Genomic DNA, 21,777 nt, shown 5'->3' on the forward strand with positions numbered 1-21,777 from the left:
CACAACAAATTGAGGAAGAACTATTTTGCATTGGCTGTGGTGCTCGCATCCAAACTACGGACAAAGAAGCGCTCGGCTACACACCTAATTCAGCACTCAAAAAAGGCTTAGAAACAGGTCAATTATATTGCCAACGTTGTTTTAGATTACGGCATTACAACGAAATCAGTGATATTAAATTAAATGATGATGATTTTTTGGCGCTATTGAATCAAATTGGGGACAGTGATGCCCTCATCGTGAATGTGGTCGATATCTTTGACTTTAATGGCAGTTTGATTCCTGGGTTGCACCGGTTCATCGGCGATAATCCCGTGATTTTAGTGGGAAATAAGGTCGATATCTTACCAGCTGCACTCAATCCGCATAAAGTGATCAATTGGATTCAAAAAGAAGCCAAAGAACATGGCTTACATCCGGTGGAAACAATGCTCGTGAGTGCTAAAAAAGGCAATTCAGTTGATGAATTATTGGCCGTCATTGAACGTGAACGCAAAGGCCGGGATGTCTATGTTGTTGGGGTAACCAATGTTGGTAAATCAACGTTAATTAATCGAATTATCAAGCAAACCGGGATTTTAGACAGTGACGTCATTACGACATCTCAATTTCCAGGGACAACGTTAGACCGCATTGATATCCCGTTATATGAGGATGACCATGCATTGATTGATACACCAGGGATTATGCATGCTCAGCAAATGGCACATTATCTTCATGATAAGGATTTACGATTAATTGCACCACAAAAACGGATTAAGCCGAAAGTCTACCAATTAAATGAACAACAAACACTTTTCTTGGGGGGCTTAGCCCGCTTTGATTTTATTCAAGGCGCGCGTCATGGCTTTGTTGGTTATTTTGATAACGAGCTCTATATACATCGCACCAAACTTGAAAATGCGGATCAATTCTACGCTAAACAATTAGGCGATATGTTACAGCCACCACATCCAGAAGATTTAGCTGAATTTCCGGAGTTACAACGCTATGAGTTTTCAACTAAACAAAAGAGCGATTTAGTATTTGCTGGATTGGGCTGGATTACATTACCTGAAAATGTAGTGGTTGCCGGTTATGCACCTAAAGGAGTTTCAGTCATGATTCGAAAAGCATTAATTTAATCAGGGAAGGAAGTAGCGCACGTGTTAACAGGTAAACAAAAACATTACTTACGCGGTTTAGCCCAAACGACTAAACCACTCTTTCAATTAGGCAAAAATGGTTTAAGTCAAACTTATTTCGAACAAATTGAAGAGGCGATTGAAAAACGAGAACTCGTTAAGATTAACTTGTTGCAAACGACAGAAGTAACAGTTGATGAATTAGCTAATTTTTTAAAGCAACATGATAATCGCATTGAAATTGCGCAAAAAATTGGGCGCACATTGGTGGTTTATAAAGCATCACGTAAAGAAAAATACCAAAAAATTTCAACGATTGTTACTAAGCTCGGACGCTAATAAGGCGGTGATTAAATGCAAAGTGCAACGCTAAAGCAGACAAATCACGTCACTGAACCGGACGTACTGGTCGTAGAAGATGGACATCGCTTGCAAGTTGGGATTATGGGCGGCACTTTTAACCCGCCGCACATCGGCCATTTGGTGATGGCAGAACAAGTTCGTAGCCAACTGGGTCTCGATAAAGTATTGTTCATGCCAGATGCTAATCCACCACACGTTGATGAGAAGAAAACATTGCCAGCCAAGCATCGTGTTGCAATGGTGGAACGTGCTATCGCTAATAATCCGCATTTTGAGCTTGACTTAATGGAGATTGAACGGGGTGGGGTCAGTTACACCTACGATACAATTGTGACGTTAAAGCAACAGCATCCTGAGATTGACTACTATTTTATTATTGGCGGCGATATGGTCGATTACTTGCCAACTTGGCATCGGATTGATGATTTAGTAAAGCTCGTCCAGTTTGTTGGTGTTAAACGGACAGGATATAAGCAACAGACACCGTATCCGGTTTTATGGGTGGATGCGCCGGTGATTGACATCAGTTCAACGCAAATTCGCAACAAGCTTCAACAAGGCTGTTCAGTGCGATACTTGGTACCGGATCTAGTCTTTGAATATATTCAAAAAGAGGGCCTTTATCATGAGTGATTTTGTTTATCAAGAAAACATCGTGCCGTATACACGGGCTGAGTTAGTGGCTAAAGTGGCCGCTAACTTGTCTGAAAGCCGATTTGAACATTGTTTGCGAGTGGAAGCCACCGCAATTCAATTAGCAAAAAAAAATAGTGCAGACGTTGAACGTGCGGCAATTGCCGGCCTAGTTCATGACTATGCCAAGCAATTACCGGATGAAACGTTCATCGAAGCGATTAAAACGCAAGGCTTTGACCCTGAATTACTTCATTATGGCAATGCAATTTGGCACGGTGTTGTTGGGGCTTATTTCATTGAACGTGATTTAGCGATTCATGATGAAACGATTTTAAATGCCGTCCGGTGTCATACGATTGGCGCACCAGAAATGAATTTGATCGATCAGATTTTATTTGTGGCGGATTTTATCGAACCTGGTCGTCATTTTCCGGGTGTCGAAGCTGCTCGTAAGACAGCAATGACTGATTTAGCAGCCGGTGTGCGGTATGAAGTTTTAAATACATTGACCTTTTTAATTCAGGGTAAGAAGCAGATTTACCCGAAAACGATCGACACATATAATGCTTGGGTTCCGACTCAAGCCAAATAAAGGAGAACTTTAGTGAAAAGTTTAGAAATGTTAAAAATTGCTGTACAAGCAGCAGATAGCAAACGAGCAGAAGATATTGTTGCATTGAACATGGAAGGCATCAGTTTATTGGCGGATTACTTCGTAATGTTGACGGGGACTTCAGAACGTCAATTAGGCGCAATCATTGATGCTATCGAAGACGCCGAAGAAGAAAATGGGGTTTTCGTAAAACACATTGAAGGTAAAAAAGGTTCACGTTGGATTTTGATGGACTTTGGCGATATCGTTGTCAATGCCTTCATGCCAGAAGAACGGGCCTTATACAACCTTGAAAAGCTTTGGGATCAAGCACCACTTGTTGATGTTTCTGAATGGTTGGCTGAGGAATGATTTATCAAAGTTTTGCAGCAGTTTATGACCGCTTAATGGATAGCTCACTGTATGAACAATGGCGAGATTATACGCTACAGACATTACAAGCTAAACATCGTGTGTTAGAACTTGCGTGCGGGACGGGTGATTTAGCGATTCTACTCAAACAAGCTGGATTAGAGGTCGTTGGGCTCGATTTGTCAGCAGAAATGTTAAGTATTGCTGCCGAAAAAGCTTCTGAAGCGGCGGTCGAATTGCCCTTATTACAAGGGGACATGCTAGCATTAGATGACATTGGGACGTTTGAAGCCGTTACTTGTTTTGATGATTCGATTTGTTACATGCCGGATTTGGCACATGTTCAACAAGTTTTTGAACAGGTTTATCAAAGCCTCGAACCGGAGGGCCAATTTCTATTTGATGCGCACTCACTTTATCAAATGGATGAACTTTTTCCAGGCTTTATGTATAATGATAAAACGGCTGAAACAGCTTTTATGTGGACGAGTTATGTAGGCGAAGTTCCCCATTCAATTGAACATGATCTAAGCTTTTTTGTTTGGGATGAAAAAATTAACGGTTATCAAGCACTTAACGAATTACACTATGAACGAACGTATGCTATTTCAGATTATGTTGCTGCGTTAAAAGCAGTAGGATTCAAAGACGTAACGGTTAGTGCTGATTTTGGCCAAGAAGCGGTTCAAGCAGATAGCGTGCGTTGGTTCTTTAGTGCCGTGAAGTAGTCGGAGGATGCATGAAAATTACGGGGATTATTGCGGAATATAATCCGCTACATAATGGACATTGTTATCAGTTACAACAGGCACGGGAGGCTTCGTGTGCCGATTTAGTAATTGTTTGTATGAGTGGTAATTATGTGCAACGGGGGGAACCCGCGATTTTGGACAAATGGACGCGTGCGCAACTTGCTTTGAGCAATGGCGCCGATCTGGTTGTCGAATTACCGTTTGCCAGTGCAGTTCAACCTGCAGAGCGGTTTGCCGAGGGGGCTGTCAAATTATTGGCGGCACTTGGCTGTCAGACACTAGCGTTTGGAAGCGAGTATCCTACGTTTGACTATCAACAAGTTGGTCAGCAAATTCTGGCTTTAAAAGCGCAAGCCCAAACGTTTATTGATTATCAAAAAACTTATGCAACCCAGCTCAATGAGTTTTATCAAGCCAAATTGAATTTAAATTTAGATCAACCAAATCACCTCTTGGGTGTGAGTTATGCGGTGGCCAATGCCCAACTGACAACGCCGTTACACTTGCTTGCTGTTGGACGTAAACAAGCCCAACATGGTGATCAGATGATTGAGGCAGGTCAGTATGCAAGTGCTAGTGCGATTCGACGGTCGGTAAAGGCTGCGACTACCAATTGGCACCAACTGGCTCAAGTGATGCCAAGCGACACACTTAGGGCTTTACAAAGGCAATCGCATTTAGATTGGGAGCAACTGTGGCCATTATTGAAATATCGGATTGAGAGCACTTCGCTGAGGCAATTGCGCGCGATCTACCAGATGTCAGAAGGGCTTGAATATCGGTTTAAAAAGGTCATTCATACGGCCAACAGCTATTCGGAATTACTGCGAGCACTCAAAACTAAGCGCTACACATATGCACGATTACAACGAGTTTGTCTGTACGTCTTATTAAACATTTCCTCAACGGTTATCGCACAATCGCTAGCCCAACAACCGATACACTTGCTAGGTTTTAACGCAGTGGGTCAAACCCATTTACATACGTTAAAAAAAACGTTAGCGCAGCCGTTAATTAGTAAGGTCTCTGCTAAGTTAGGGGCTGAAGGTGGACCGTTGGGGTTAGATGTACGCGTTGATCGATTACAAGAACAGTTTGGTTGGCAGTCACAAAATTTTGCCCGCCAACCGATTTTTTACAAAAGAAAGGATGACGAGCATTGTTAAAATGGGCAGTCCAATCATTATTAAAACACCGCGACCATCCATTGATGTTTAAAGAGACATTGATGTTAAAAGAAAGTTTGCAAAAAAGAGAAGCAGACATCCTAAACGCTACCCCGTTTGTCGTTGATGGTGAGTTAACCGTCGATCAACGGGCCGTCATTGCACGGGTACACGTGGTTGGGGCATTAACGGTGCCTTCAACACGGAGTTTAGAGCCAGTGGACTTACCAATGGATTTTGAATTCACTGAAATCTACGTTGATCCAGAAGACGAGCAGTTGAATCGGTTTACGGACGAAGATATTTTGTTCCCGTTTGAAGGTGAAGCGCTTGAATTACAAGTCGCCATTGAAGATCACATTCTCTTGCATATTCCAAGTCACATCCTGACGCCAGAAGAAGAGCATGATGATGTGATGCCAGCGGGGCAGTCGTGGACAGTGATTTCAGAAGAAGCCTATGCTAAACAACAAGCTGATGAAGAAATCACGCCAAATCCTGAATTTGCTAAGTTGAAGCAATTGTTAGAAGATCAAAGTGATGACGCTGACTAAGGTTGGCGTTTTTTTATTGATTATTTTGTAAATGGACCGGACCAAAATGGGTAAAATACTTTTATTTAATGCCTAATTCTGCTAACATAAACACAGTAGACGCGTTGTTGTTTTAAATGACGCAACGTTTAAATATAGAAATCATTTAGGAGGCCTTTTTTCATGAGTCAACCACAAATTGGTGTTATTGGGATGGCAGTTATGGGCAAGAACTTAGCGTTAAACATTGAAAGTCGCGGTTACACGGTGGCTATTTATAATCGGACTGGTGCTAAGACAGAAGCGGTTATGCAAGATCATAGTGAAAAGAAACTGGTACCAAGTTATACAATCGAAGAATTTGTGCAGTCATTAGAAAAACCGCGTCGGATTATCTTAATGGTGAAAGCTGGTGCGGGGACTGATGCAGTCATCAACGAATTATTACCTTTACTAGATAAAGGGGATATTTTAATCGATGGTGGGAATACTTTCTTTGGCGATACAATTCGTCGGAATGCCGAACTTGACAAATCTGGGATTAACTTTATTGGCATGGGGGTTTCTGGTGGTGAATTAGGAGCGCTAGAAGGACCTTCAATGATGCCGGGTGGACAAAAAGAAGCTTATGAACTAGTAGCCCCAATTTTAGAACAAATGTCAGCTAAGGCCGAAGATGGGCAACCATGTGTTACTTACATCGGACCTAATGGTGCTGGTCATTATGTGAAAATGGTCCACAACGGAATTGAATATGGCGATATGGAATTAATTTCAGAAAGCTATAATTTATTGCGCAACGTGGTTGGATTATCTGTCGAAGAGATTGCCGATGTATTCAACGAATGGAATCACGGCGAGTTAGACAGCTATTTGATGGAAATCACCGCTGATATTTTAACGCGTAAGGATGATTTAGATACTGATAAACCAATTGTTGATGTTATTTTAGATGCTGCTGGTAATAAGGGAACTGGTAAATGGAGCTCACAAAGTGCCCTTGAATTAGGAGTGCCACAATCTTTGATTACTGAATCTGTTTATGCACGGTATATCTCAGCAATGAAAGATGAACGGGTTGCTGCAAGCCAGATTTTGCCTGCACCAATGGTGGCTAAATTAGCTGATGATAAAAAAGAGTTAATTGAAAAAATTCGCCAGGCATTATACTTTAGTAAAATTATGAGTTACGCACAGGGCTTCGAACAAATGCGTGTTGCTTCAGATCAATATGACTGGTCATTAAATTATGGGGAAATTGCTAAAATTTGGCGGGCCGGCTGTATTATTCGGGCTCGGTTCTTACAAAAGATTACGGATGCTTTTGACAAAAAAGCTGATCTAAATAATTTATTGTTGGATGATTACTTCTTAGATATTACTAAGAAGTATCAAGGTGCGGTTCGTGACGTAGCTGCAATGGCTATTCAACAAGGGGTACCTGCACCTGGTTTCTCAGCTGCCATCACATACTTTGATTCATATCGTTCAGAAGTATTACCAGCTAACTTGATTCAGGCTCAACGCGATTACTTTGGTGCTCACACATATCAAAGAACAGATCGCAAAGGTACCTTCCACTATACTTGGTATAAAGAACAATAAAAAATTTTAGCCGATTAGCGACTAAGAATGTTTTAAAAGAGTGCCTTAATCCGCGATCTCGGGTTTAAGGCACTCTTTTTGATTGTTACTAAATCGCCATCAGATGAGAGCTAGATTAGTTAGTTATTTAATTAGAACTATGCTAGAATAGGAAAGTAAGTGGTTTTTGGCACTTAAGGTTTCTTAGAGAATTCTTAGCAATGATTAGAATTTAGAGAGTCCATTAAAATTCTTTTTTGGGGAGTGACTAAATGAGTCGCATATTGATTATTGAAGATGAAAAAAATTTAGCTCGATTTGTGGAACTTGAATTAAAGCATGAAGGATACGAAACAGAGGTCCATTTCAATGGGCGCACTGGTCTGGAAGCTGCCTTAAATGAAGAATGGGACGCAATACTATTAGACTTAATGTTACCTGAATTAAATGGGTTAGAAGTTTGTCGACGTGTTCGGCAAGTTAAGAATACACCAATTATTATGATGACGGCGCGAGATTCAGTGATTGATCGTGTTTCTGGTTTGGATCATGGGGCGGACGATTACATTGTTAAACCCTTTGCGATTGAAGAATTGTTGGCACGGTTGCGGGCATTATTGCGACGGATTGATATTGAAGGGGAGCATAATGCTACTAAGCAAACAACAGTTACGTACCGTGATTTAACGATTGAAAAGGAAAATCGGGTTGTCCGTCGTGGCGATGAAGTCATTGAGTTAACAAAACGGGAATATGAATTATTATTAGCCTTGATGGAAAATGTCAATGTGGTTTTAGCGCGTGACGTACTTCTTAGCAAAGTTTGGGGCTATGATTCGGATGTTGAAACCAATGTTGTCGATGTTTATATCCGGTATCTCCGGAATAAAATTGACCGCGCTGGCGAACAGAGCTACATTCAAACCGTGCGTGGAACAGGTTACGTGATGCGCTCGTGATGCAGGATGAACCGGTAACAGTGGCCGTCAATAAAGGTCGAAAAATATCGTTGAAGGTGAAGTGGGCAGCTGCGGTTGGGCTGGCCATTTTTATCACCTTTGCGATTTTTTCAATTGTGATTTTTAGTAGCATCTCGAACATTTTATTGCATAAGGAAGTTGATAATGTTCACGATACAGTGGCAGTTGTTCAAGCCAGACTAGCAAATAGTGGACCACAGTTAACTAAGGCGTTTGTTATTGAGCAACTTGATCCAAATCGGCATAGTCCAAAGGCTATTTATCAAGATGCGGTTTTAACACGTTTAGCCCAACGAGATGTAATCGTAAAAATTTATGATGCAAATAAGCAAGGACTGTTTGCTTCTCGGGGGGCGATAGGGACTTTTCCCAAGGGTGATACGGATACATTAAAACGCCAGTCTATTTTTGGTAAAATCCGTTTAATTGGGATAAGTTCGATTAAAACGCGACAAAAACAGGTAATTGGTTATGTAGAAGTCGTTAACCATTTGCGTGATTATAATCACGCGATGATTGAATTACGGATTGTTTTAATTGTTGTTGTGTGCTTTGCCATGTTATGTAGTGCATTGATTGGCTACCTGTTAGCTAACCAATTTTTACAGCCAATCGAAGTGATGAAGCAGACGATTGAAGCAATTAACTTGGAACCTAATTCAGATGCGCGGATTCCTGAAACTGGGCACAGTCAGGATGAAGTCTCAGATTTGGTCAGTGCTTTTAATGACATGTTGAATCGGATTCAACATTATTTCGAACAGCAAGATCAATTTGTTAGTGATGTCTCACATGAATTGCGAACGCCGGTAGCAATTATTGAAGGTCATTTACAATTGCTTAATCGCTGGGGAAAAGATGATCCCGAAGTATTGGCAGAATCTTTGACAGCTGCTTTACAAGAAGTTTTGAGAATGAAAAATTTGATTCAAGAAATGCTCGATTTAACCCGCGCTGACAAAGTTGTGACTGAAGGGACCACTGAAGTGACTGATGTTGGTGAAGTCGTCTTGCAAAATTATCACAATTTCGAGATGTTGTATCCGGAATTTAATTTTATTCTTGATAATGATTTGCATCAGCCGGCGTTGGTGCAAATCAATCGGAATCACTTAGAACAAATTATGATTATTCTATTAGATAACGCAATCAAATATTCGACGACGCGCAAAGAAGTGCATATCGCGGTAGCTAGTGATGAGCGTTATGCGCAAGTTGCGGTGCAAGATTTTGGTGAAGGGATTTCCGAAATTGATAAGAAAAAGGTCTTTCATCGCTTTTATCGAGTCGATAAGGCGCGAAGCCGTGAAAAGGGTGGTAATGGATTAGGCTTGGCAATTGCCCAACAATTAGTCGAAGGATATGATGGTAATGTTTCGCTTGAAAGTAGTGTCGGCCATGGTTCTGTTTTTCGAATTGAACTACCATTAATTCGCGAAGTTGAATCGAAATCAGTAGATCAAACTTAGATGGATAAAAAAAGTGGTACGTCTTAATCAGTTATTTGATTAAGACGTACCACTTTTTGATTAAGCTTGTGGTTTGTGGCGTTGTTTACCCGCATTACGTTGGTTATTTGACCTAGATGATACCGTAGTGTTTGTGTTAGCTTGTTGGCTATCTAATGTTGTAGCGGTAGCCGCCGATTCAGTGCCCGCTTTTTGCGTGAACATTTCTTTAGTCACAACAGTTACGATGGGGTTTTCTTTAATTTCAAGGTCAATCCGTTGTTTGACGCGTGGCATGATGATAAAGGTAGTAATCAATTGTTGAATTACCATGATAATCCCACCGGCTAAGAAGTAAAGTGCTAAGCCAGCTGGTGCAAATAAAGAAATGAAGAATGTGATGGCAGGACTCATTAAGACGGTCGTTTGCATCTGTTTCTTTTGCTCAGCAGGCATGCCAATCAATGAAAGAGCACTTTGGCCAACATACAAGAGCGTCGCAATTACAGTAATGATGATATTAGGACTCCCAAGGCCGATACCGAAAAAGTGACTACTTGAAATTTCAGGTGAGTATTGAATCGCTTGATACAAACCAGAAAAAATGGGGAGTTGAATTAATAAAGTTAAACAACCTAGACTCGGCATCATACTTGAATTATTTTCTTTATAAACTTGCATCATTAATTGACTCAGTTCAGCTTTTTCTTCAGCGGTCGTGGCCACTTTTTGTTGTGCTTGGATGATATCCAATTGTGGTTTTAAGCGGCGAGTCTTTTCTTGTTGGGCTGTCATTTTATTTGATTGGTTCAGCATTAATGGGAGTAAAATCATCCGGACAACGAATGTAATAATGATAATTGCCCAACCATAGCCATTGATACCACCAAAAATATCTGCGATCCGCTCCATAATATGTTGGAGTGGGACTGCGATGTATTTATACGATGAACCATAAATTAAACCGGTTGGGATTTTGGGATGGCTGCTCATTTTTTGTGGGACACAGCCAGCGAGAAAGAAAGTAACGGTCATTGCAAGCATCGCGAGTGTCGTGATACGTTTCGAATTTTTCATAAATTTAGCCCTTTCAAGATAAGTTTCAATAAGAGTAACTATACTTGAAGGGGCTAGTTTTTTCAACTGACAACTGAAAATTTATGACACACTGACACATTTTTAAGTGGCGTCTGAACAAGCCGGTCAACGTGTCCACTGGGTGTAGGTGAGGCTTTAACGGCCCCAATAAATTTTTCGAGTGCATCTGTTGGACCCATGGCGATAATTTTTACCGAACCATCAGCACGGTTAGCTACTGTACCAGTGATATGGAACTTATCGGCTACAAGTTTAGTCATCCAACGGAAACCAACACCTTGAACACGCCCGTATACTTCAAGTTGAATTGCATTTTGCATTTTACTCACCTCTCATTTATTGTAATCCGTTTAGCGGAATTTGGCGATTAATAAGTGACGATTGATAGAATTTACCCGACAAGTCGCGTATAATGAGAAATACTAAATAGACTGGAGCACAATATGGAATACATTCAATCAAATCAAAATACAAAGATTAAGGCGGCAAAAAAATTAACGGTTAAGAAAAATCAACGGAAGGAAAATACTTATTTGCTAGAAGGTTGGCACTTAGTTCAAGAAGCCATTCAAAATAAAGCGGTGATTCGTCAAATTTTTGCGACCGAAAAATATGTCGATGAACGTGTTTTACGCGGATTATATGATGTAACGTTTGAAATCGCACCAGAAGTTGCCCAACATCTAAGCGAAACCAAAGCCCCACAAGGAATTTTTGCGGTGATTGAAATATCTGAAACACTGGTTCCGGAAAAATTAACCGGGCGCTATTTATTACTGGATGCGGTTCAAGATCCTGGCAATGTTGGGACAATGATTCGCACCGCGGATGCTGCTGGATTTTCCGGTGTCGTGTTAGGCAATGGGAGTGTTGATTTATATAATCCTAAACTATTGCGGGCAATGCAAGGCAGTCACTTTCATTTGCCAATCTATCAAGGCAACTTAATGGACTGGATGAAAAAATTTAATGCACAACAGATTCCGGTTTATGGAACGGAATTAAATCCAGAAACCATCAGTTACCAAGATGTGCCTAAGGCATATGATATGGCATTGATTTTAGGCAATGAAGGTAATGGTGTGAATGCGGATGTTTTAGCAGCTACAACGCAAAACATTTATATTCCAATTCCTGGTAATGCTGAATCATTAAACGTAGCAGTGGCCGCTGGAATTCTGATGTTTAAGTTAATTGAGGCTTAATTCTTAATTTTTTCTAATAAAGCTTTTTTTTAAGCCGTTTCACTTCTTTTTTAATTGAAATGCTGTTATTCTGATGGCAGAATTTGAATTTAAAAAAAGTCAGGAGTCTTTGAATGAATTCAACAGTAAAATGGTATGATAATGCGGATTATATGGCATTGATTGCCGACCTACTAGCTAAAGACGAAGTCCAAAAACTAGCAAATTATACGCAACATCATCATTCTGATCGATTGGAACATTCGTTGAGCGTCTCTTATCGTAGTTATGAACTTGCTAAAAAATGGCATCTTGATACGCGAGCAATTGCACGTGCAGGCTTATTACATGATCTATTCTACTATGATTGGCGCGATACTAAATTTGATTTAGGCACGCATGCTTATATTCATCCACGGATTGCGTTGCGAAATGCTGAGAAATTAACTGAACTTTCACCAAAAGAAAAAGATATTATTGTTAAGCACATGTGGGGAGCGACGATTAGCCGCCCCAAATATCGAGAAAGCTATATTGTGTCGTTAGTTGATGATTATTGTGCCGTAACAGAATTTTGTACACCAATGTGGACGAAATTCAAACAAAAAATCTTGCACCAAGCACCCTCGGTTAGCAAGTAAGGTAGTTTCAAGCTGAAAGGTTGCTTTTTGCAGCCTTTTTCAGTACACTTCTTATTAATAAGTGTGAGGTGAAAATAATGGCGATTGCAAAAGAAAACACAACTGCTGACTATCAAGAAGCCTTCCAACTGTGTCCTAAATTTGAAAAGACTTTTTCAATCTTAGGCAAGAAATGGAACGGCTTGATTATCGATGTTTTATTAGAAAATGGTGCGCAACGCTTTAAAAACTTAGTGCATAGTGTACCCAAGTGCAGTGATCGGGTCTTAGTTGAACGATTAAAAGAATTAGAACAGGCGGGAATTGTTGCAAGAATTACGAGTGATGATTCAGCATTAATTGAATATCGTTTAACTACTAAAGGTGAAGAACTAGCACCTGTAATGGCCGCCGTTCATGACTGGTCAAATGATTGGTATGCTGCCGAAGGCTAGTTGCTAATTATTGTGATTTACGTTAAAATATAACTATTAAATGAAGACGAAAAAGAGTACCCTAATCCTTAGTTTCCAGGGAGAATAATCGGTTGACTGCAAGTTATTCAACTAAGTTTAGGTGAAGTTCACTTTCTGAGTTGACCAATTGGTCCGGAATTGCCCGTTAGCGCAAACTTAAGTGTACGACTGAAGGATAGGCGTAAACTAGGGTGGTACCGCGAAGCTTCGTCCCTTTTTAGGGACGGGCTTTTTTTGTTGAAAAAGGAGGAAATAACATGTCATTGAAGGAACAATTAGAAAACTTACAGCAAAAAAGTCTGCAAGATATTCAAAAAGTTGTGGATCTAGATGCTTTAAATCAAATACGCGTGGAAGTGTTAGGTAAAAAGGGGCCCATTACGGAAGTATTACGTGGGATGCGTGATTTAAGTAATGAAGAACGACCAAAAGTTGGTGCTTTTGCAAATGAAATTAAGCGTGATTTGGCCCAGGCCATTGAAGCCCGCAAAGCAGAATTAGAAGCTAAAAAAGTAGCTACCCAACTAGCGCATGAAACGCTAGATGTGACTTTACCTGGTCAACCGGTAAAAAAAGGAACCCCGCATGTGTTGACACAAGTGATTGATGATTTAGAAGATCTATTCATTGGAATGGGCTACCAAGTTGTCGCTGGTTATGAAGTTGAAGATGAAAAACACAACTTTGAAATGTTAAATATGCCGGCAAACCACCCAGCCCGTGATATGCAAGATACTTTTTATATTACTGATGATTTATTAATGCGGACACATATGTCGCCTAATGAAGCGCGTGACTTGGAAAATCACGATTTTGCTAATGGTCCGATTAAGATGATTAGTCCCGGCCGTGTTTACCGCCGGGATACAGATGATGCGACGCATTCGCATCAATTTTATCAAATGGAAGGCCAAGTGATTGATAAAAACATTACAATGGCGGACTTAAAAGGGACCTTAGAATACACAATTCACCATATTTTCGGTGAGGGCCGTGACTTACGTTTCCGGCCAAGTTACTTTCCATTCACAGAACCCTCTGTTGAAGTTGATATCGCTTGTTTCCGTTGTAATGGTAAAGGATGTAATGTCTGCAAGCAAACTGGTTGGATCGAAGTACTAGGGGCTGGAATGACCCATCCCAACGTTTTAAAAGCAGGTGGGGTTGATACTGAAGTTTATGGCGGTTTTGCCTTTGGTTTAGGAATCGATCGGTTTGCCATGTTGAAGTATGGAGTTGACGATATTCGTAACTTCTATTTAAACGATGTTCGATTCTTGAATCAATTCACACAGGAGGGTTAAAACATGAAAGTTTCTTATCGTTGGTTAAAAGATTATTTAGCGTTAACCACTGGCCCAGCAGCGTTAGCGGAAAAAATTACCCGAACTGGGATTGAAGTCGCTGAAGTGACACAAATGAGTGCGGGGTTAAAAAAAATTGTGGTGGGACACATATTAAGCTGTGAGCCACATCCAGATTCAGATCATTTGAATATTTGCCAAGTTGATGTTGGCCAAGATGAACCGTTCCAAATTGTGTGTGGTGCACCGAATGTGACTACTGGACAATATGTGATTGTGGCATTGCCTAATTCACGGATCGCGGATAACGTGAAGATTAAAAAAGGTAAAATGCGCGGTGTGGTTTCAATGGGGATGATTTGTGGCTTACAGGAAATTGGCTTTGCCGATAGTGTTGTGCCTAAGGAATATGTCGATGGCATCTTTGTCTTCCCAGAAGCAATTGAACCTGGGACAGAAGTTTACGAAGCACTAGGCATGAATGATGACATCATTGATCTTGATTTAACTGCTAACCGAGCTGATGCGCTTGGCATGCATGGGGTAGCTCATGAAGTGGCAGCTATTGAATCATTGACACCTCATTTTGAAAATATCGTGGTGACCGAAAGCGACGTTCAAACAGCTGATCAATTGACTGCTCAAGTTGCCGATGAACAATTGGCACCAAGTTATCACTTGCGTATGTTGCAAAACGTGACCGTCCAACCAAGTCCAATGTGGCTACAGACGCGTTTATGGAATGCTGGCATTCGCCCCATTAACAACCTAGTTGATGTGACGAACTACATGATGTTAACGTATGGTCAACCTTTACACGCGTTTGACGCGGATGCTTTAATGGGTGATCACAAGCAAATCGAAGTTCGTTTAGCTAAGACGGGCGAAAAATTAACGACCCTTGATGAAGGCGAACATGACTTAACAAATGAAGATATCGTAATTACAGATGGTCATCAACCAATTGCGCTAGCAGGGGTTATGGGTGGTTTGAACTCACAAATTACGGCTGATACGAAAAATATGATTATCGAAGCCGCAGTTTTTGCACCAACCGCAGTTCGTAAAACGGCCCAACGCCATAACTTGCGTTCAGATGCGTCATCACGGTTTGAAAAAGGCGTGAATGTTGCTGATGTTCAAACAGCCTTAGATGCCGCTGCTGCGATGATGACAGACCTTGGTAATGGGCAAGTGACTGCTGGCACAGTTAGCCCAACTAACTTAGTTCCAACTGACAAAGTGATTGAAATCGAAGCTGACCGGATTAACCGCGTTTTAGGCACAGAGATTGCAACGCAAACAATAGTTGAATTATTAGAGCGATTTGGTTTTGGTGTGGTCAATACTGATAATCATTTAACAGTAACGATTCCACCACGTCGTTGGGATATTGAAATCCAAGCGGATATCATTGAAGAAGTCGCTCGTTTATACGGTTACGATAACTTACCAAGTACATTGCCAACTGGCGATATGACAACCGGGGCATTAACGACTGAACAAAAGGCCCTCCGTCAAACGCGGCATACCCTTGAAGGTGCTGGTCTAACGCAAGCAATTAGTTATGCATTAACGACCCCTGAAAAAGCGCGTCAATTTACGCTCGTTGATTCGGCGCTGACAGTACTTGATTGGCCGATGACCCAAGATCACGCTCATTTACGGATGAACTTAATTACTGGCTTATTAGACGATGCGGCTTACAATGTCGCGCGTAAGCAAACAAATCTGGCACTTTATGAACAAGGACGCGTATTTTTGAAACAAGCTAAAGCGCAAGTTCGACCTACTGAAATCGAATATGTCGCTGGTTTAATGAGTGGTGAGCGACAAATTAAGACATGGCAAACTACCGCCGTACCAGTTGATTTTTATACGATTAAAGGGGTTGTTGAGCGACTAATGGCTACTTATAATTTAACGGCCGCTGTCGATTATCGCCCAACTCAAGATTATCCAGAAATGCATCCCGGGCGAACAGCCGCCATTTATGTTGGCGAGCAGTTAGTTGGCTTTGTTGGTCAAGTACATCCGGCTGTTGCTAAAGAATATCATTTAAAAGAAACTTATGTTTTTCAATTAGATTTAGCACAAATTTTAGCCCTGCCAACCTCATCGGTAACTGCCAAACCAGCCCCTAAATTTCCTGAAATAACACGGGATATTGCGATTCAAGTGGCTGATCAAGTTTCAAATGCAGCAATTGTTTCAGCCATCAAGGCCAAGGGAGGCGCATATTTGTGCTCTGTTGAACTGTTTGATGTTTATGCTGGTAGTCATATAGATGCTGGTAAGAAGTCGCTGGCTTATACTTTGACCTATCTTAATGAATCAGCGACGTTAACGGAAGAAGAAGTTAACCTCGCTTTTGAAAAAGTAGTTGCTGAATTGGTAGCGACTTTCGATGCTAAAATCCGTTAATTGCGAATCTTTAATGCAATTTTTGAATAATTTGGTATAATGTTTTAAGGATTGTATTTAAAAGAGCAAGTAGGAGGTCATCCTTTGAAGAATGTTGATCAAAAGGAGCCAGTCAATCAAGAACAAACAGCGCAAACTTTATATGAAGCACGACGCGCCGAAAAAAAAGCTGCTAATAAAATTGTTTATTGGATTATTGGGATTTTATTAGCGCTAGTTGTGATTATTGGATTCATGGGTTATCGATACGTACAAACGTCACTCAAACCGTATAATAGAAGTGCTAATCAGGAATTGACAGTGCATATTCCCAATGGTTCAACGAATAAACAAATCGCTGCGATTTTGCAAGATAAAAAGTTAATTCGGAGTGCACCAGTCTTTAACTATTATGTAAAAACGCATAATTTTTCGGATTTCCAAGCCGGATACCATGTATTAAAACAATCAATGGGACTAGACAAAATAATCTCTAATTTACAAAAAGAAGGAACGCCAAACCGGCCACGTGATGTGAAGGGTAAATTACTAGTTAAAGAAGGCGTTACTTTAGAAAAAATTGCAGCCGAGGTTGGTAAACAGACAAAATTCTCCAAAGCAGCGTTCATTAAACAAGCGAATGATAAGCAATTTTTAACCAGTTTAGCCAAGAAATATCCAGCACTGTTGGCATCCTCAATGGCACAAAAAAACGTGCGTTATCATCTAGAGGGTTACCTTTTTCCAGCGACTTATGAAGTCTATAAAGATAGTACTTTAAAAGAAATTATTACTGAAATGGTCGCAACGATGGATCAAAAAATGCAACCTTATTATGCAACCATTAAGGAGAAAAAATTAACGGTTCAACAAACCTTAACTTTGGCTTCATTGGTTGAACGAGAAGGGGTAACAGCAGAGGATCGGCAAAAAATTGCGGGGGTCTTCTTTAATCGGTTAGATATCGACATGCCAATTCAATCTGATATTTCAGTCATGTATGCTTTGAACACGCATAAGACCCATTTGTATAATAAAGATACACAGGTTGATTCTCCATATAACTTATATATCAATCAAGGCTATGGACCAGGACCGTTTAATTCGCCAAGTTTACAGTCAATCACGGCCGTATTGAACCCAGCTGATCGTGATCAAAATTATCTCTATTTTGTTGCTAACTTGAAGACGGGTAAAGTTTATTACTCAACAACCTTCGAACAACATAATGATACAACCGATTCGATTGACGATTAGGTTTGTTGTTTAGTATCAGTGAAGTCGACCGCCTATGGGGGTCGACTTCTGTGTGCCCCAAAGAAGTTGAGAATAAAGGAGCGTCCCATGTCCAATCAAAAAAAAGCACCAATTATTATCGGCGTTACTGGCGGTTCCGGTAGTGGCAAAACCACAGTTAGTCAAGCGATTGCCAGAGAATTTGCGAATCATTCAGTGATGTTATTACCCCAAGATGCCTATTATAAACATCAAGATGTCCCGTTTGAACAAAGGCAACAAACCAATTACGATCATCCAGATGCTTTTGATACTGATTTGTTAATCGAACAAGCCGCGATGTTGAAGCATCATCAAGCCATTGAGCAACCAATCTATGACTATAAGATTCATAATCGGACGGATGAAGTCCAACATGTGGAACCCCAAGATGTGATTATCTTAGAAGGCATTCTTGTTTTAGCTGATCCTCGTCTACGTCAATTAATGGATATCAAAGTATATGTTGATACAGATGATGACATTCGGCTATTGCGTCGGATGCACCGCGATATGGAAAGTCGAGGACGGTCGTTTGACGATATTGTGGGACAGTATCTTAAAACGGTTAAACCAATGTTCCACGAATTTATTGAACCGACTAAGCGTTATGCTGATTTGATTGTTCCAGAAGGTGGGAACAATCGCGTGGCTATCGATTTATTGGTAACTAAGATTCAATCAATTTTAAATGCTGATTAAAGTTTGTAGGTCTCTTAAATCAGCTACAGACATTAAAAAAATCATCCCGGATGATTAATTAAATTAAAGAGGTGGATAACAATGGCACAAAAAAATTACCCAATGACTAAAGAAGGTAAAGAAAAGTTAGCCGAAGAATTAGAAACACTTAAAATGGTGAAACGACCAGAAGTCATTGATCGGATTAAAATTGCACGAAGTTTTGGTGATTTATCAGAAAATTCAGAATATGAATCAGCTAAAGATGAACAAAGTGCATTGGAAACCCGGATTGCCGAAGTGGAAAACATGTTACGTTTTGCCGAAGTGATTGATGTTGATAGTATTGCGGCGGATGAAATCGCTGTGGGCAAAACGGTTAGCTTTACAGAGGATGAAGACGGTGAAGTGGAAACGTATCAAATTGTTGGTGCTGCAGAATCCGATCCTTTTAGCGGAAAAATTTCCAATGATTCACCAATTGCTCAGGCATTATTAGGCAAGCATGTAGGTGATCAAGTGATAATCAAAACACCGGGTGGCGATATGCACGTCACAATTACTGAGGTGCAGTAAAGAACGTTGTTAGAAAAAGCCACGGAAAAATTCCGCGGCTTTTTTTGATGATTTTGGTTGATGTTTAATCAGCCTTGAGACGGATTGGCGTTTAGTAACTTTGCTTGTATAATGGTATTAATCAATTGAAAGGGGGGCCAGAACATGCCGTTTGCCTGGCGTATTTTTTTAATCCTGGAAGCAATTATCTTTGGAACGTTCATTTGGCAGATGATAATGATACCAGGTAATTTGGTGTTCATCATCGCTGGTATTTTGGTATTAGTATGGGCTAGCAAACGTCGACGTAAGAATTTGATGGGCGCTTGGACGACGCTATTAACGATGACTGGTTGCGTGTCAGTTGCGGTTCCATTGTTAATTAATTTCTCTTTGTGGCTGATGGTGATTGTTGCAGTCGTCTTTTTAGCTTTGAATCATAATCGAATGGGCCAATTCACTAGCCGCAATCTGAATCAGTTGTTTGATAATACACCGTGGCGTAAGAAAAAATTTATCCCGGTTAATGCCAAGGAACCAACGGCTAAAAAAGCGACAATTAAGCGGCATAGTTGGTTTGGCCATCAGACGATTGGGACCAATATTTTTGAATGGGATGATATTAATTTTGCCGTGGCTGCTGGTGATACAATTATCGATTTAGGTAGTACGATTTTACCCAAGGATGACAATCATATTGTGATTCGCAAAGGGGTTGGTAAGACACGGATTCTTGTTCCAGTTGGCACTGGAGTTTACCTTAATCATTCCGCAATGTTTGGCAGTGTCACGATTGATAATCAGCACTATAATTTAAAAAACGAATCAATTCAGTTGTATAGTACCAACTATGATGAAGAAAGTCGCCATCTTAAAATCATTACCAACGTAATGATTGGTGATCTTGAGGTGATTTTAGTATGAGCAAGCTAACCCAAAGTTTTATATGGCTCAGCACTAGTTTACTAACGCTTCTGTTTTCAGTAGCGTTATTTTTTGCGTATTTCTCTAGTACCAATCAAGAACGCTGGTTATTTAGTTTAGCAACTAACCAGTTATTTTATGTTCCTGTAATTGTATACGTGGTGGTCGCTGCGATTGCGGTCGGTTTTATTGTCACAGTGATTGTTTATTTAGTGGTGCGTCAACAATTATCACATATTGAAACCCAAATACAATTTTTAGTGTCCGGTCAATATGAATCGCCCGTTTTTCAAACGGAACCTATCGAAGAAAATAGTTATGCGATTTCGGTTGAACAAACAGTTGAACAATTACGGCAAAAAATGATACGCTTACAACAAGAAATTCAAAGTTATAGTGATCGGCCGACAGTGATTGTCGGTGAAACCAAGGAAGCGATATTAGCCCAAGAACGCCATCGTTTAGCACGTGAGTTGCATGATTCGGTGAGCCAACAGTTATTTGCGGCGACCATGATGTTGTCAGCATTGCGTGAAGGTGCCCAAAAGCAGACAAACAACGCGCAGATTTTGCAATCATTAACGACGGTGGAACATGTTTTAAACGAAGCCCAATCAGAAATGCGGGCACTGTTATTACACTTGCGTCCGGTTAACTTGGAGGGCAAGAGCCTGCGTGATGGCATTATTCAGTTGTTGAATGAGTTAAAAACTAAAATTTCTATTCAGATTACCTGGGACATTGATAATATTCGACTCCCAAGTGGGATTGAAGACCATTTATTTAGAATCGTTCAAGAGTTATTGTCAAACACTTTGCGCCACGCGAAGGCACAAGAAATCGAAGTATACTTGAAACAACTTGGCCAGAGTGTTTTACTAAAAGTAATTGATGACGGCATTGGTTTTAATCCAAAGACTGAACAAAAAGCGGGGAGCTATGGGTTGAATAATATTGTTGAACGAACCCACAGTGTCGGTGGAACGGCTAAGATTATCAGCCTACCCCAACAGGGAACAAGTGTTGAAATTCGCGTACCTTTATTAAAGGAGAACAATTAAGTGATTAATGTATTGATAGTAGATGACCATGAGATGGTACGTTTAGGCATCTCAACATATTTAGGTGTTCAAGATGACATTCAAGTGATTGGCCAAGCTGTTAACGGTAAAGAAGGTGTCGAAAAAGCCTTAACCTTGCGACCAGATGCAATCCTAATGGATTTAGTAATGCCTGTGATGGACGGAATCGAAGCGACTAAAGCCATTTTGAAGCCATGGCCGGAAGCCAAAATTATCATTCTAACCAGCTTTATCGATGATGAGAAAGTTTATCCGGCCATCGAAGCTGGTGCAGCTAGTTACATATTAAAAACATCGACAGCTGAAGAGATTGCCAATGCGATTCGTAAAACAGCACAGGGTCAATCTGTTTTAGAACCAGAGGTGACCAATAAGATGATGAATCGTTTGACTCACCCGGTGGAGCCCAAGTTATATGAAGATTTGACCAAGCGTGAGCAAGAGGTGCTGGGATTAATCGCCAAAGGTCGTAGTAATCAAGAAATTGCTAACGAGCTTTTTATTACGCTCAAGACGGTTAAAACGCATGTTTCAAATATATTAGCTAAGCTACAGGTTGATGATCGCACGCAAGCTGCGATTTATGCTATTAAGAATCAATTGGTTGATTAATGAGGTAATGAGG

At 40.5% G+C, this 21,777-nt stretch carries 24 protein-coding genes and 1 other annotated feature; of the genes, 22 read left to right on the forward strand and 2 right to left on the reverse strand.

Features of this window, described 5'->3' with window-relative positions:
* The first annotated feature begins 8 nt into the window (after positions 1–8).
* The 11 genes from yqeH (at position 9) to FC90_RS08000 (ending at position 9,571) form a co-directional block, all read left to right on the forward strand.
* Positions 9–1,124 carry a ribosome biogenesis GTPase YqeH gene (yqeH, locus tag FC90_RS07950; RefSeq protein WP_057908812.1) on the forward strand — a complete coding sequence of 372 codons (1,116 nt, stop codon included), beginning with the start codon at positions 9–11 and terminating at the stop codon, positions 1,122–1,124.
* A 21-nt stretch (positions 1,125–1,145) separates the two neighbouring features.
* A complete protein-coding gene (locus FC90_RS07955; protein ID WP_057908705.1) occupies positions 1,146–1,463 on the forward strand; it encodes a YhbY family RNA-binding protein in 318 nt (105 codons plus the stop codon).
* A 15-nt stretch (positions 1,464–1,478) separates the two neighbouring features.
* Positions 1,479–2,120, forward strand: coding sequence for a nicotinate-nucleotide adenylyltransferase (locus FC90_RS07960; protein ID WP_057908706.1), 642 nt, complete (start codon positions 1,479–1,481; stop codon positions 2,118–2,120).
* Complete coding sequence (gene yqeK, locus FC90_RS07965) at positions 2,113–2,715, forward strand: bis(5'-nucleosyl)-tetraphosphatase (symmetrical) YqeK (RefSeq protein ID WP_057908707.1); 603 nt, start codon at positions 2,113–2,115, stop codon at positions 2,713–2,715. The genes FC90_RS07960 and yqeK overlap by 8 nt, the downstream gene beginning before the upstream one ends.
* A 27-nt stretch (positions 2,716–2,742) precedes the next feature.
* Entirely contained in the window at positions 2,743–3,087 is a 345-nt protein-coding gene (gene rsfS, locus FC90_RS07970; RefSeq protein ID WP_057908813.1) for a ribosome silencing factor, read from the forward strand.
* Entirely contained in the window at positions 3,084–3,815 is a 732-nt protein-coding gene (locus FC90_RS07975; protein WP_057908708.1) for a class I SAM-dependent DNA methyltransferase, read from the forward strand. The genes rsfS and FC90_RS07975 overlap by 4 nt, the downstream gene beginning before the upstream one ends.
* 11 nt (positions 3,816–3,826) lie before the next feature.
* On the forward strand, positions 3,827–5,005 hold the full coding sequence (locus FC90_RS07980; RefSeq protein WP_057908709.1) for a nucleotidyltransferase: 1,179 nt from the start codon (positions 3,827–3,829) through the stop codon (positions 5,003–5,005).
* Positions 4,999–5,559 (forward strand): DUF177 domain-containing protein, encoded by a 561-nt coding sequence (locus tag FC90_RS07985; RefSeq protein WP_057908710.1) that lies wholly within the window; start codon positions 4,999–5,001, stop codon positions 5,557–5,559. Before FC90_RS07980 ends, FC90_RS07985 begins: the two co-directional genes overlap by 7 nt.
* Before the next feature lie 162 nt (positions 5,560–5,721).
* On the forward strand, positions 5,722–7,143 hold the full coding sequence (gndA, locus tag FC90_RS07990) for an NADP-dependent phosphogluconate dehydrogenase (protein ID WP_057908711.1): 1,422 nt from the start codon (positions 5,722–5,724) through the stop codon (positions 7,141–7,143).
* A 251-nt stretch (positions 7,144–7,394) separates the two neighbouring features.
* The gene (locus tag FC90_RS07995) at positions 7,395–8,081 is read left to right on the forward strand and encodes a response regulator transcription factor (RefSeq protein ID WP_057908712.1); all 687 of its coding nucleotides are present in this window, start codon (positions 7,395–7,397) and stop codon (positions 8,079–8,081) included.
* The gene (locus FC90_RS08000) at positions 8,081–9,571 is read left to right on the forward strand and encodes a HAMP domain-containing sensor histidine kinase (RefSeq protein ID WP_057908713.1); all 1,491 of its coding nucleotides are present in this window, start codon (positions 8,081–8,083) and stop codon (positions 9,569–9,571) included. Before FC90_RS07995 ends, FC90_RS08000 begins: the two co-directional genes overlap by 1 nt.
* A gap of 60 nt (positions 9,572–9,631) precedes the next feature.
* Here FC90_RS08000 and yidC read toward each other — a convergent pair whose 3' ends face one another.
* Together yidC and FC90_RS08010 are read right to left on the reverse strand one after the other, a co-directional pair.
* On the reverse strand, positions 9,632–10,627 hold the full coding sequence (yidC, locus tag FC90_RS08005; protein ID WP_057908714.1) for a membrane protein insertase YidC: 996 nt from the start codon (positions 10,625–10,627) through the stop codon (positions 9,632–9,634).
* A 62-nt stretch (positions 10,628–10,689) separates the two neighbouring features.
* Complete coding sequence (locus FC90_RS08010; protein ID WP_057908715.1) at positions 10,690–10,968, reverse strand: acylphosphatase; 279 nt, start codon at positions 10,966–10,968, stop codon at positions 10,690–10,692.
* Between the two features lie 123 nt (positions 10,969–11,091).
* Between FC90_RS08010 and FC90_RS08015 the strand changes: the two genes are divergently transcribed.
* From FC90_RS08015 to FC90_RS08065, 11 genes are all read left to right on the forward strand, one after another.
* The gene (locus FC90_RS08015; protein ID WP_057908716.1) at positions 11,092–11,853 is read left to right on the forward strand and encodes a TrmH family RNA methyltransferase; all 762 of its coding nucleotides are present in this window, start codon (positions 11,092–11,094) and stop codon (positions 11,851–11,853) included.
* 113 nt (positions 11,854–11,966) lie between these two features.
* Entirely contained in the window at positions 11,967–12,473 is a 507-nt protein-coding gene (locus FC90_RS08020) for an HD domain-containing protein (protein WP_057908717.1), read from the forward strand.
* 77 nt (positions 12,474–12,550) lie between these two features.
* On the forward strand, positions 12,551–12,907 hold the full coding sequence (locus tag FC90_RS08025; RefSeq protein ID WP_057908718.1) for a winged helix-turn-helix transcriptional regulator: 357 nt from the start codon (positions 12,551–12,553) through the stop codon (positions 12,905–12,907).
* A 34-nt stretch (positions 12,908–12,941) separates the two neighbouring features.
* Positions 12,942–13,146, forward strand: a binding site (T-box leader).
* Between the two features lie 39 nt (positions 13,147–13,185).
* Positions 13,186–14,232 carry a phenylalanine--tRNA ligase subunit alpha gene (gene pheS / locus FC90_RS08030; RefSeq protein ID WP_057908719.1) on the forward strand — a complete coding sequence of 349 codons (1,047 nt, stop codon included), beginning with the start codon at positions 13,186–13,188 and terminating at the stop codon, positions 14,230–14,232.
* A gap of 3 nt (positions 14,233–14,235) precedes the next feature.
* Entirely contained in the window at positions 14,236–16,656 is a 2,421-nt protein-coding gene (gene pheT / locus FC90_RS08035; RefSeq protein ID WP_057908720.1) for a phenylalanine--tRNA ligase subunit beta, read from the forward strand.
* A gap of 84 nt (positions 16,657–16,740) precedes the next feature.
* Positions 16,741–17,892, forward strand: a complete 1,152-nt coding sequence (gene mltG / locus FC90_RS08040; protein WP_083482035.1) for an endolytic transglycosylase MltG — start codon at positions 16,741–16,743, stop codon at positions 17,890–17,892.
* Between the two features lie 87 nt (positions 17,893–17,979).
* A complete protein-coding gene (udk, locus tag FC90_RS08045; protein WP_057908721.1) occupies positions 17,980–18,612 on the forward strand; it encodes a uridine kinase in 633 nt (210 codons plus the stop codon).
* An 81-nt stretch (positions 18,613–18,693) separates the two neighbouring features.
* Entirely contained in the window at positions 18,694–19,167 is a 474-nt protein-coding gene (gene greA / locus FC90_RS08050) for a transcription elongation factor GreA (RefSeq protein WP_057908722.1), read from the forward strand.
* 144 nt (positions 19,168–19,311) lie between these two features.
* A complete protein-coding gene (gene liaF / locus FC90_RS08055; RefSeq protein WP_057908723.1) occupies positions 19,312–20,070 on the forward strand; it encodes a cell wall-active antibiotics response protein LiaF in 759 nt (252 codons plus the stop codon).
* Positions 20,067–21,131, forward strand: a complete 1,065-nt coding sequence (locus FC90_RS08060; protein ID WP_057908724.1) for a sensor histidine kinase — start codon at positions 20,067–20,069, stop codon at positions 21,129–21,131. The genes liaF and FC90_RS08060 overlap by 4 nt, the downstream gene beginning before the upstream one ends.
* The gene (locus FC90_RS08065) at positions 21,132–21,764 is read left to right on the forward strand and encodes a response regulator (RefSeq protein ID WP_057908725.1); all 633 of its coding nucleotides are present in this window, start codon (positions 21,132–21,134) and stop codon (positions 21,762–21,764) included. It begins immediately after the preceding gene.
* Positions 21,765–21,777: the final 13 nt, after the last annotated feature.

Source organism: Latilactobacillus graminis DSM 20719 (assembly GCF_001436415.1).
GTDB lineage: Bacteria > Bacillota > Bacilli > Lactobacillales > Lactobacillaceae > Latilactobacillus > Latilactobacillus graminis.

What these genes read in the sequence shown, in the direction of transcription:
- FC90_RS07960 (WP_057908706.1), top strand. Translation starts at nt 1,479, where the DNA reads ATGCAAAGTGCAACGCTAAAGCAGACAAATCACGTCACTGAACCGGAC.
- yqeK (WP_057908707.1), top strand. Translation starts at nt 2,113, where the DNA reads ATGAGTGATTTTGTTTATCAAGAAAACATCGTGCCGTATACACGGGCT.
- rsfS (WP_057908813.1), top strand. Translation starts at nt 2,743, where the DNA reads ATGTTAAAAATTGCTGTACAAGCAGCAGATAGCAAACGAGCAGAAGAT.
- FC90_RS07975 (WP_057908708.1), top strand. Translation starts at nt 3,084, where the DNA reads ATGATTTATCAAAGTTTTGCAGCAGTTTATGACCGCTTAATGGATAGC.
- FC90_RS07980 (WP_057908709.1), top strand. Translation starts at nt 3,827, where the DNA reads ATGAAAATTACGGGGATTATTGCGGAATATAATCCGCTACATAATGGA.
- gndA (WP_057908711.1), top strand. Translation starts at nt 5,722, where the DNA reads ATGAGTCAACCACAAATTGGTGTTATTGGGATGGCAGTTATGGGCAAG.
- FC90_RS07995 (WP_057908712.1), top strand. Translation starts at nt 7,395, where the DNA reads ATGAGTCGCATATTGATTATTGAAGATGAAAAAAATTTAGCTCGATTT.
- FC90_RS08000 (WP_057908713.1), top strand. Translation starts at nt 8,081, where the DNA reads ATGCAGGATGAACCGGTAACAGTGGCCGTCAATAAAGGTCGAAAAATA.
- yidC (WP_057908714.1), bottom strand. Translation starts at nt 10,627, where the DNA reads ATGAAAAATTCGAAACGTATCACGACACTCGCGATGCTTGCAATGACC.
- FC90_RS08010 (WP_057908715.1), bottom strand. Translation starts at nt 10,968, where the DNA reads ATGCAAAATGCAATTCAACTTGAAGTATACGGGCGTGTTCAAGGTGTT.
- FC90_RS08015 (WP_057908716.1), top strand. Translation starts at nt 11,092, where the DNA reads ATGGAATACATTCAATCAAATCAAAATACAAAGATTAAGGCGGCAAAA.
- FC90_RS08020 (WP_057908717.1), top strand. Translation starts at nt 11,967, where the DNA reads ATGAATTCAACAGTAAAATGGTATGATAATGCGGATTATATGGCATTG.
- FC90_RS08025 (WP_057908718.1), top strand. Translation starts at nt 12,551, where the DNA reads ATGGCGATTGCAAAAGAAAACACAACTGCTGACTATCAAGAAGCCTTC.
- pheS (WP_057908719.1), top strand. Translation starts at nt 13,186, where the DNA reads ATGTCATTGAAGGAACAATTAGAAAACTTACAGCAAAAAAGTCTGCAA.
- pheT (WP_057908720.1), top strand. Translation starts at nt 14,236, where the DNA reads ATGAAAGTTTCTTATCGTTGGTTAAAAGATTATTTAGCGTTAACCACT.
- udk (WP_057908721.1), top strand. Translation starts at nt 17,980, where the DNA reads ATGTCCAATCAAAAAAAAGCACCAATTATTATCGGCGTTACTGGCGGT.
- greA (WP_057908722.1), top strand. Translation starts at nt 18,694, where the DNA reads ATGGCACAAAAAAATTACCCAATGACTAAAGAAGGTAAAGAAAAGTTA.
- liaF (WP_057908723.1), top strand. Translation starts at nt 19,312, where the DNA reads ATGCCGTTTGCCTGGCGTATTTTTTTAATCCTGGAAGCAATTATCTTT.
- FC90_RS08060 (WP_057908724.1), top strand. Translation starts at nt 20,067, where the DNA reads ATGAGCAAGCTAACCCAAAGTTTTATATGGCTCAGCACTAGTTTACTA.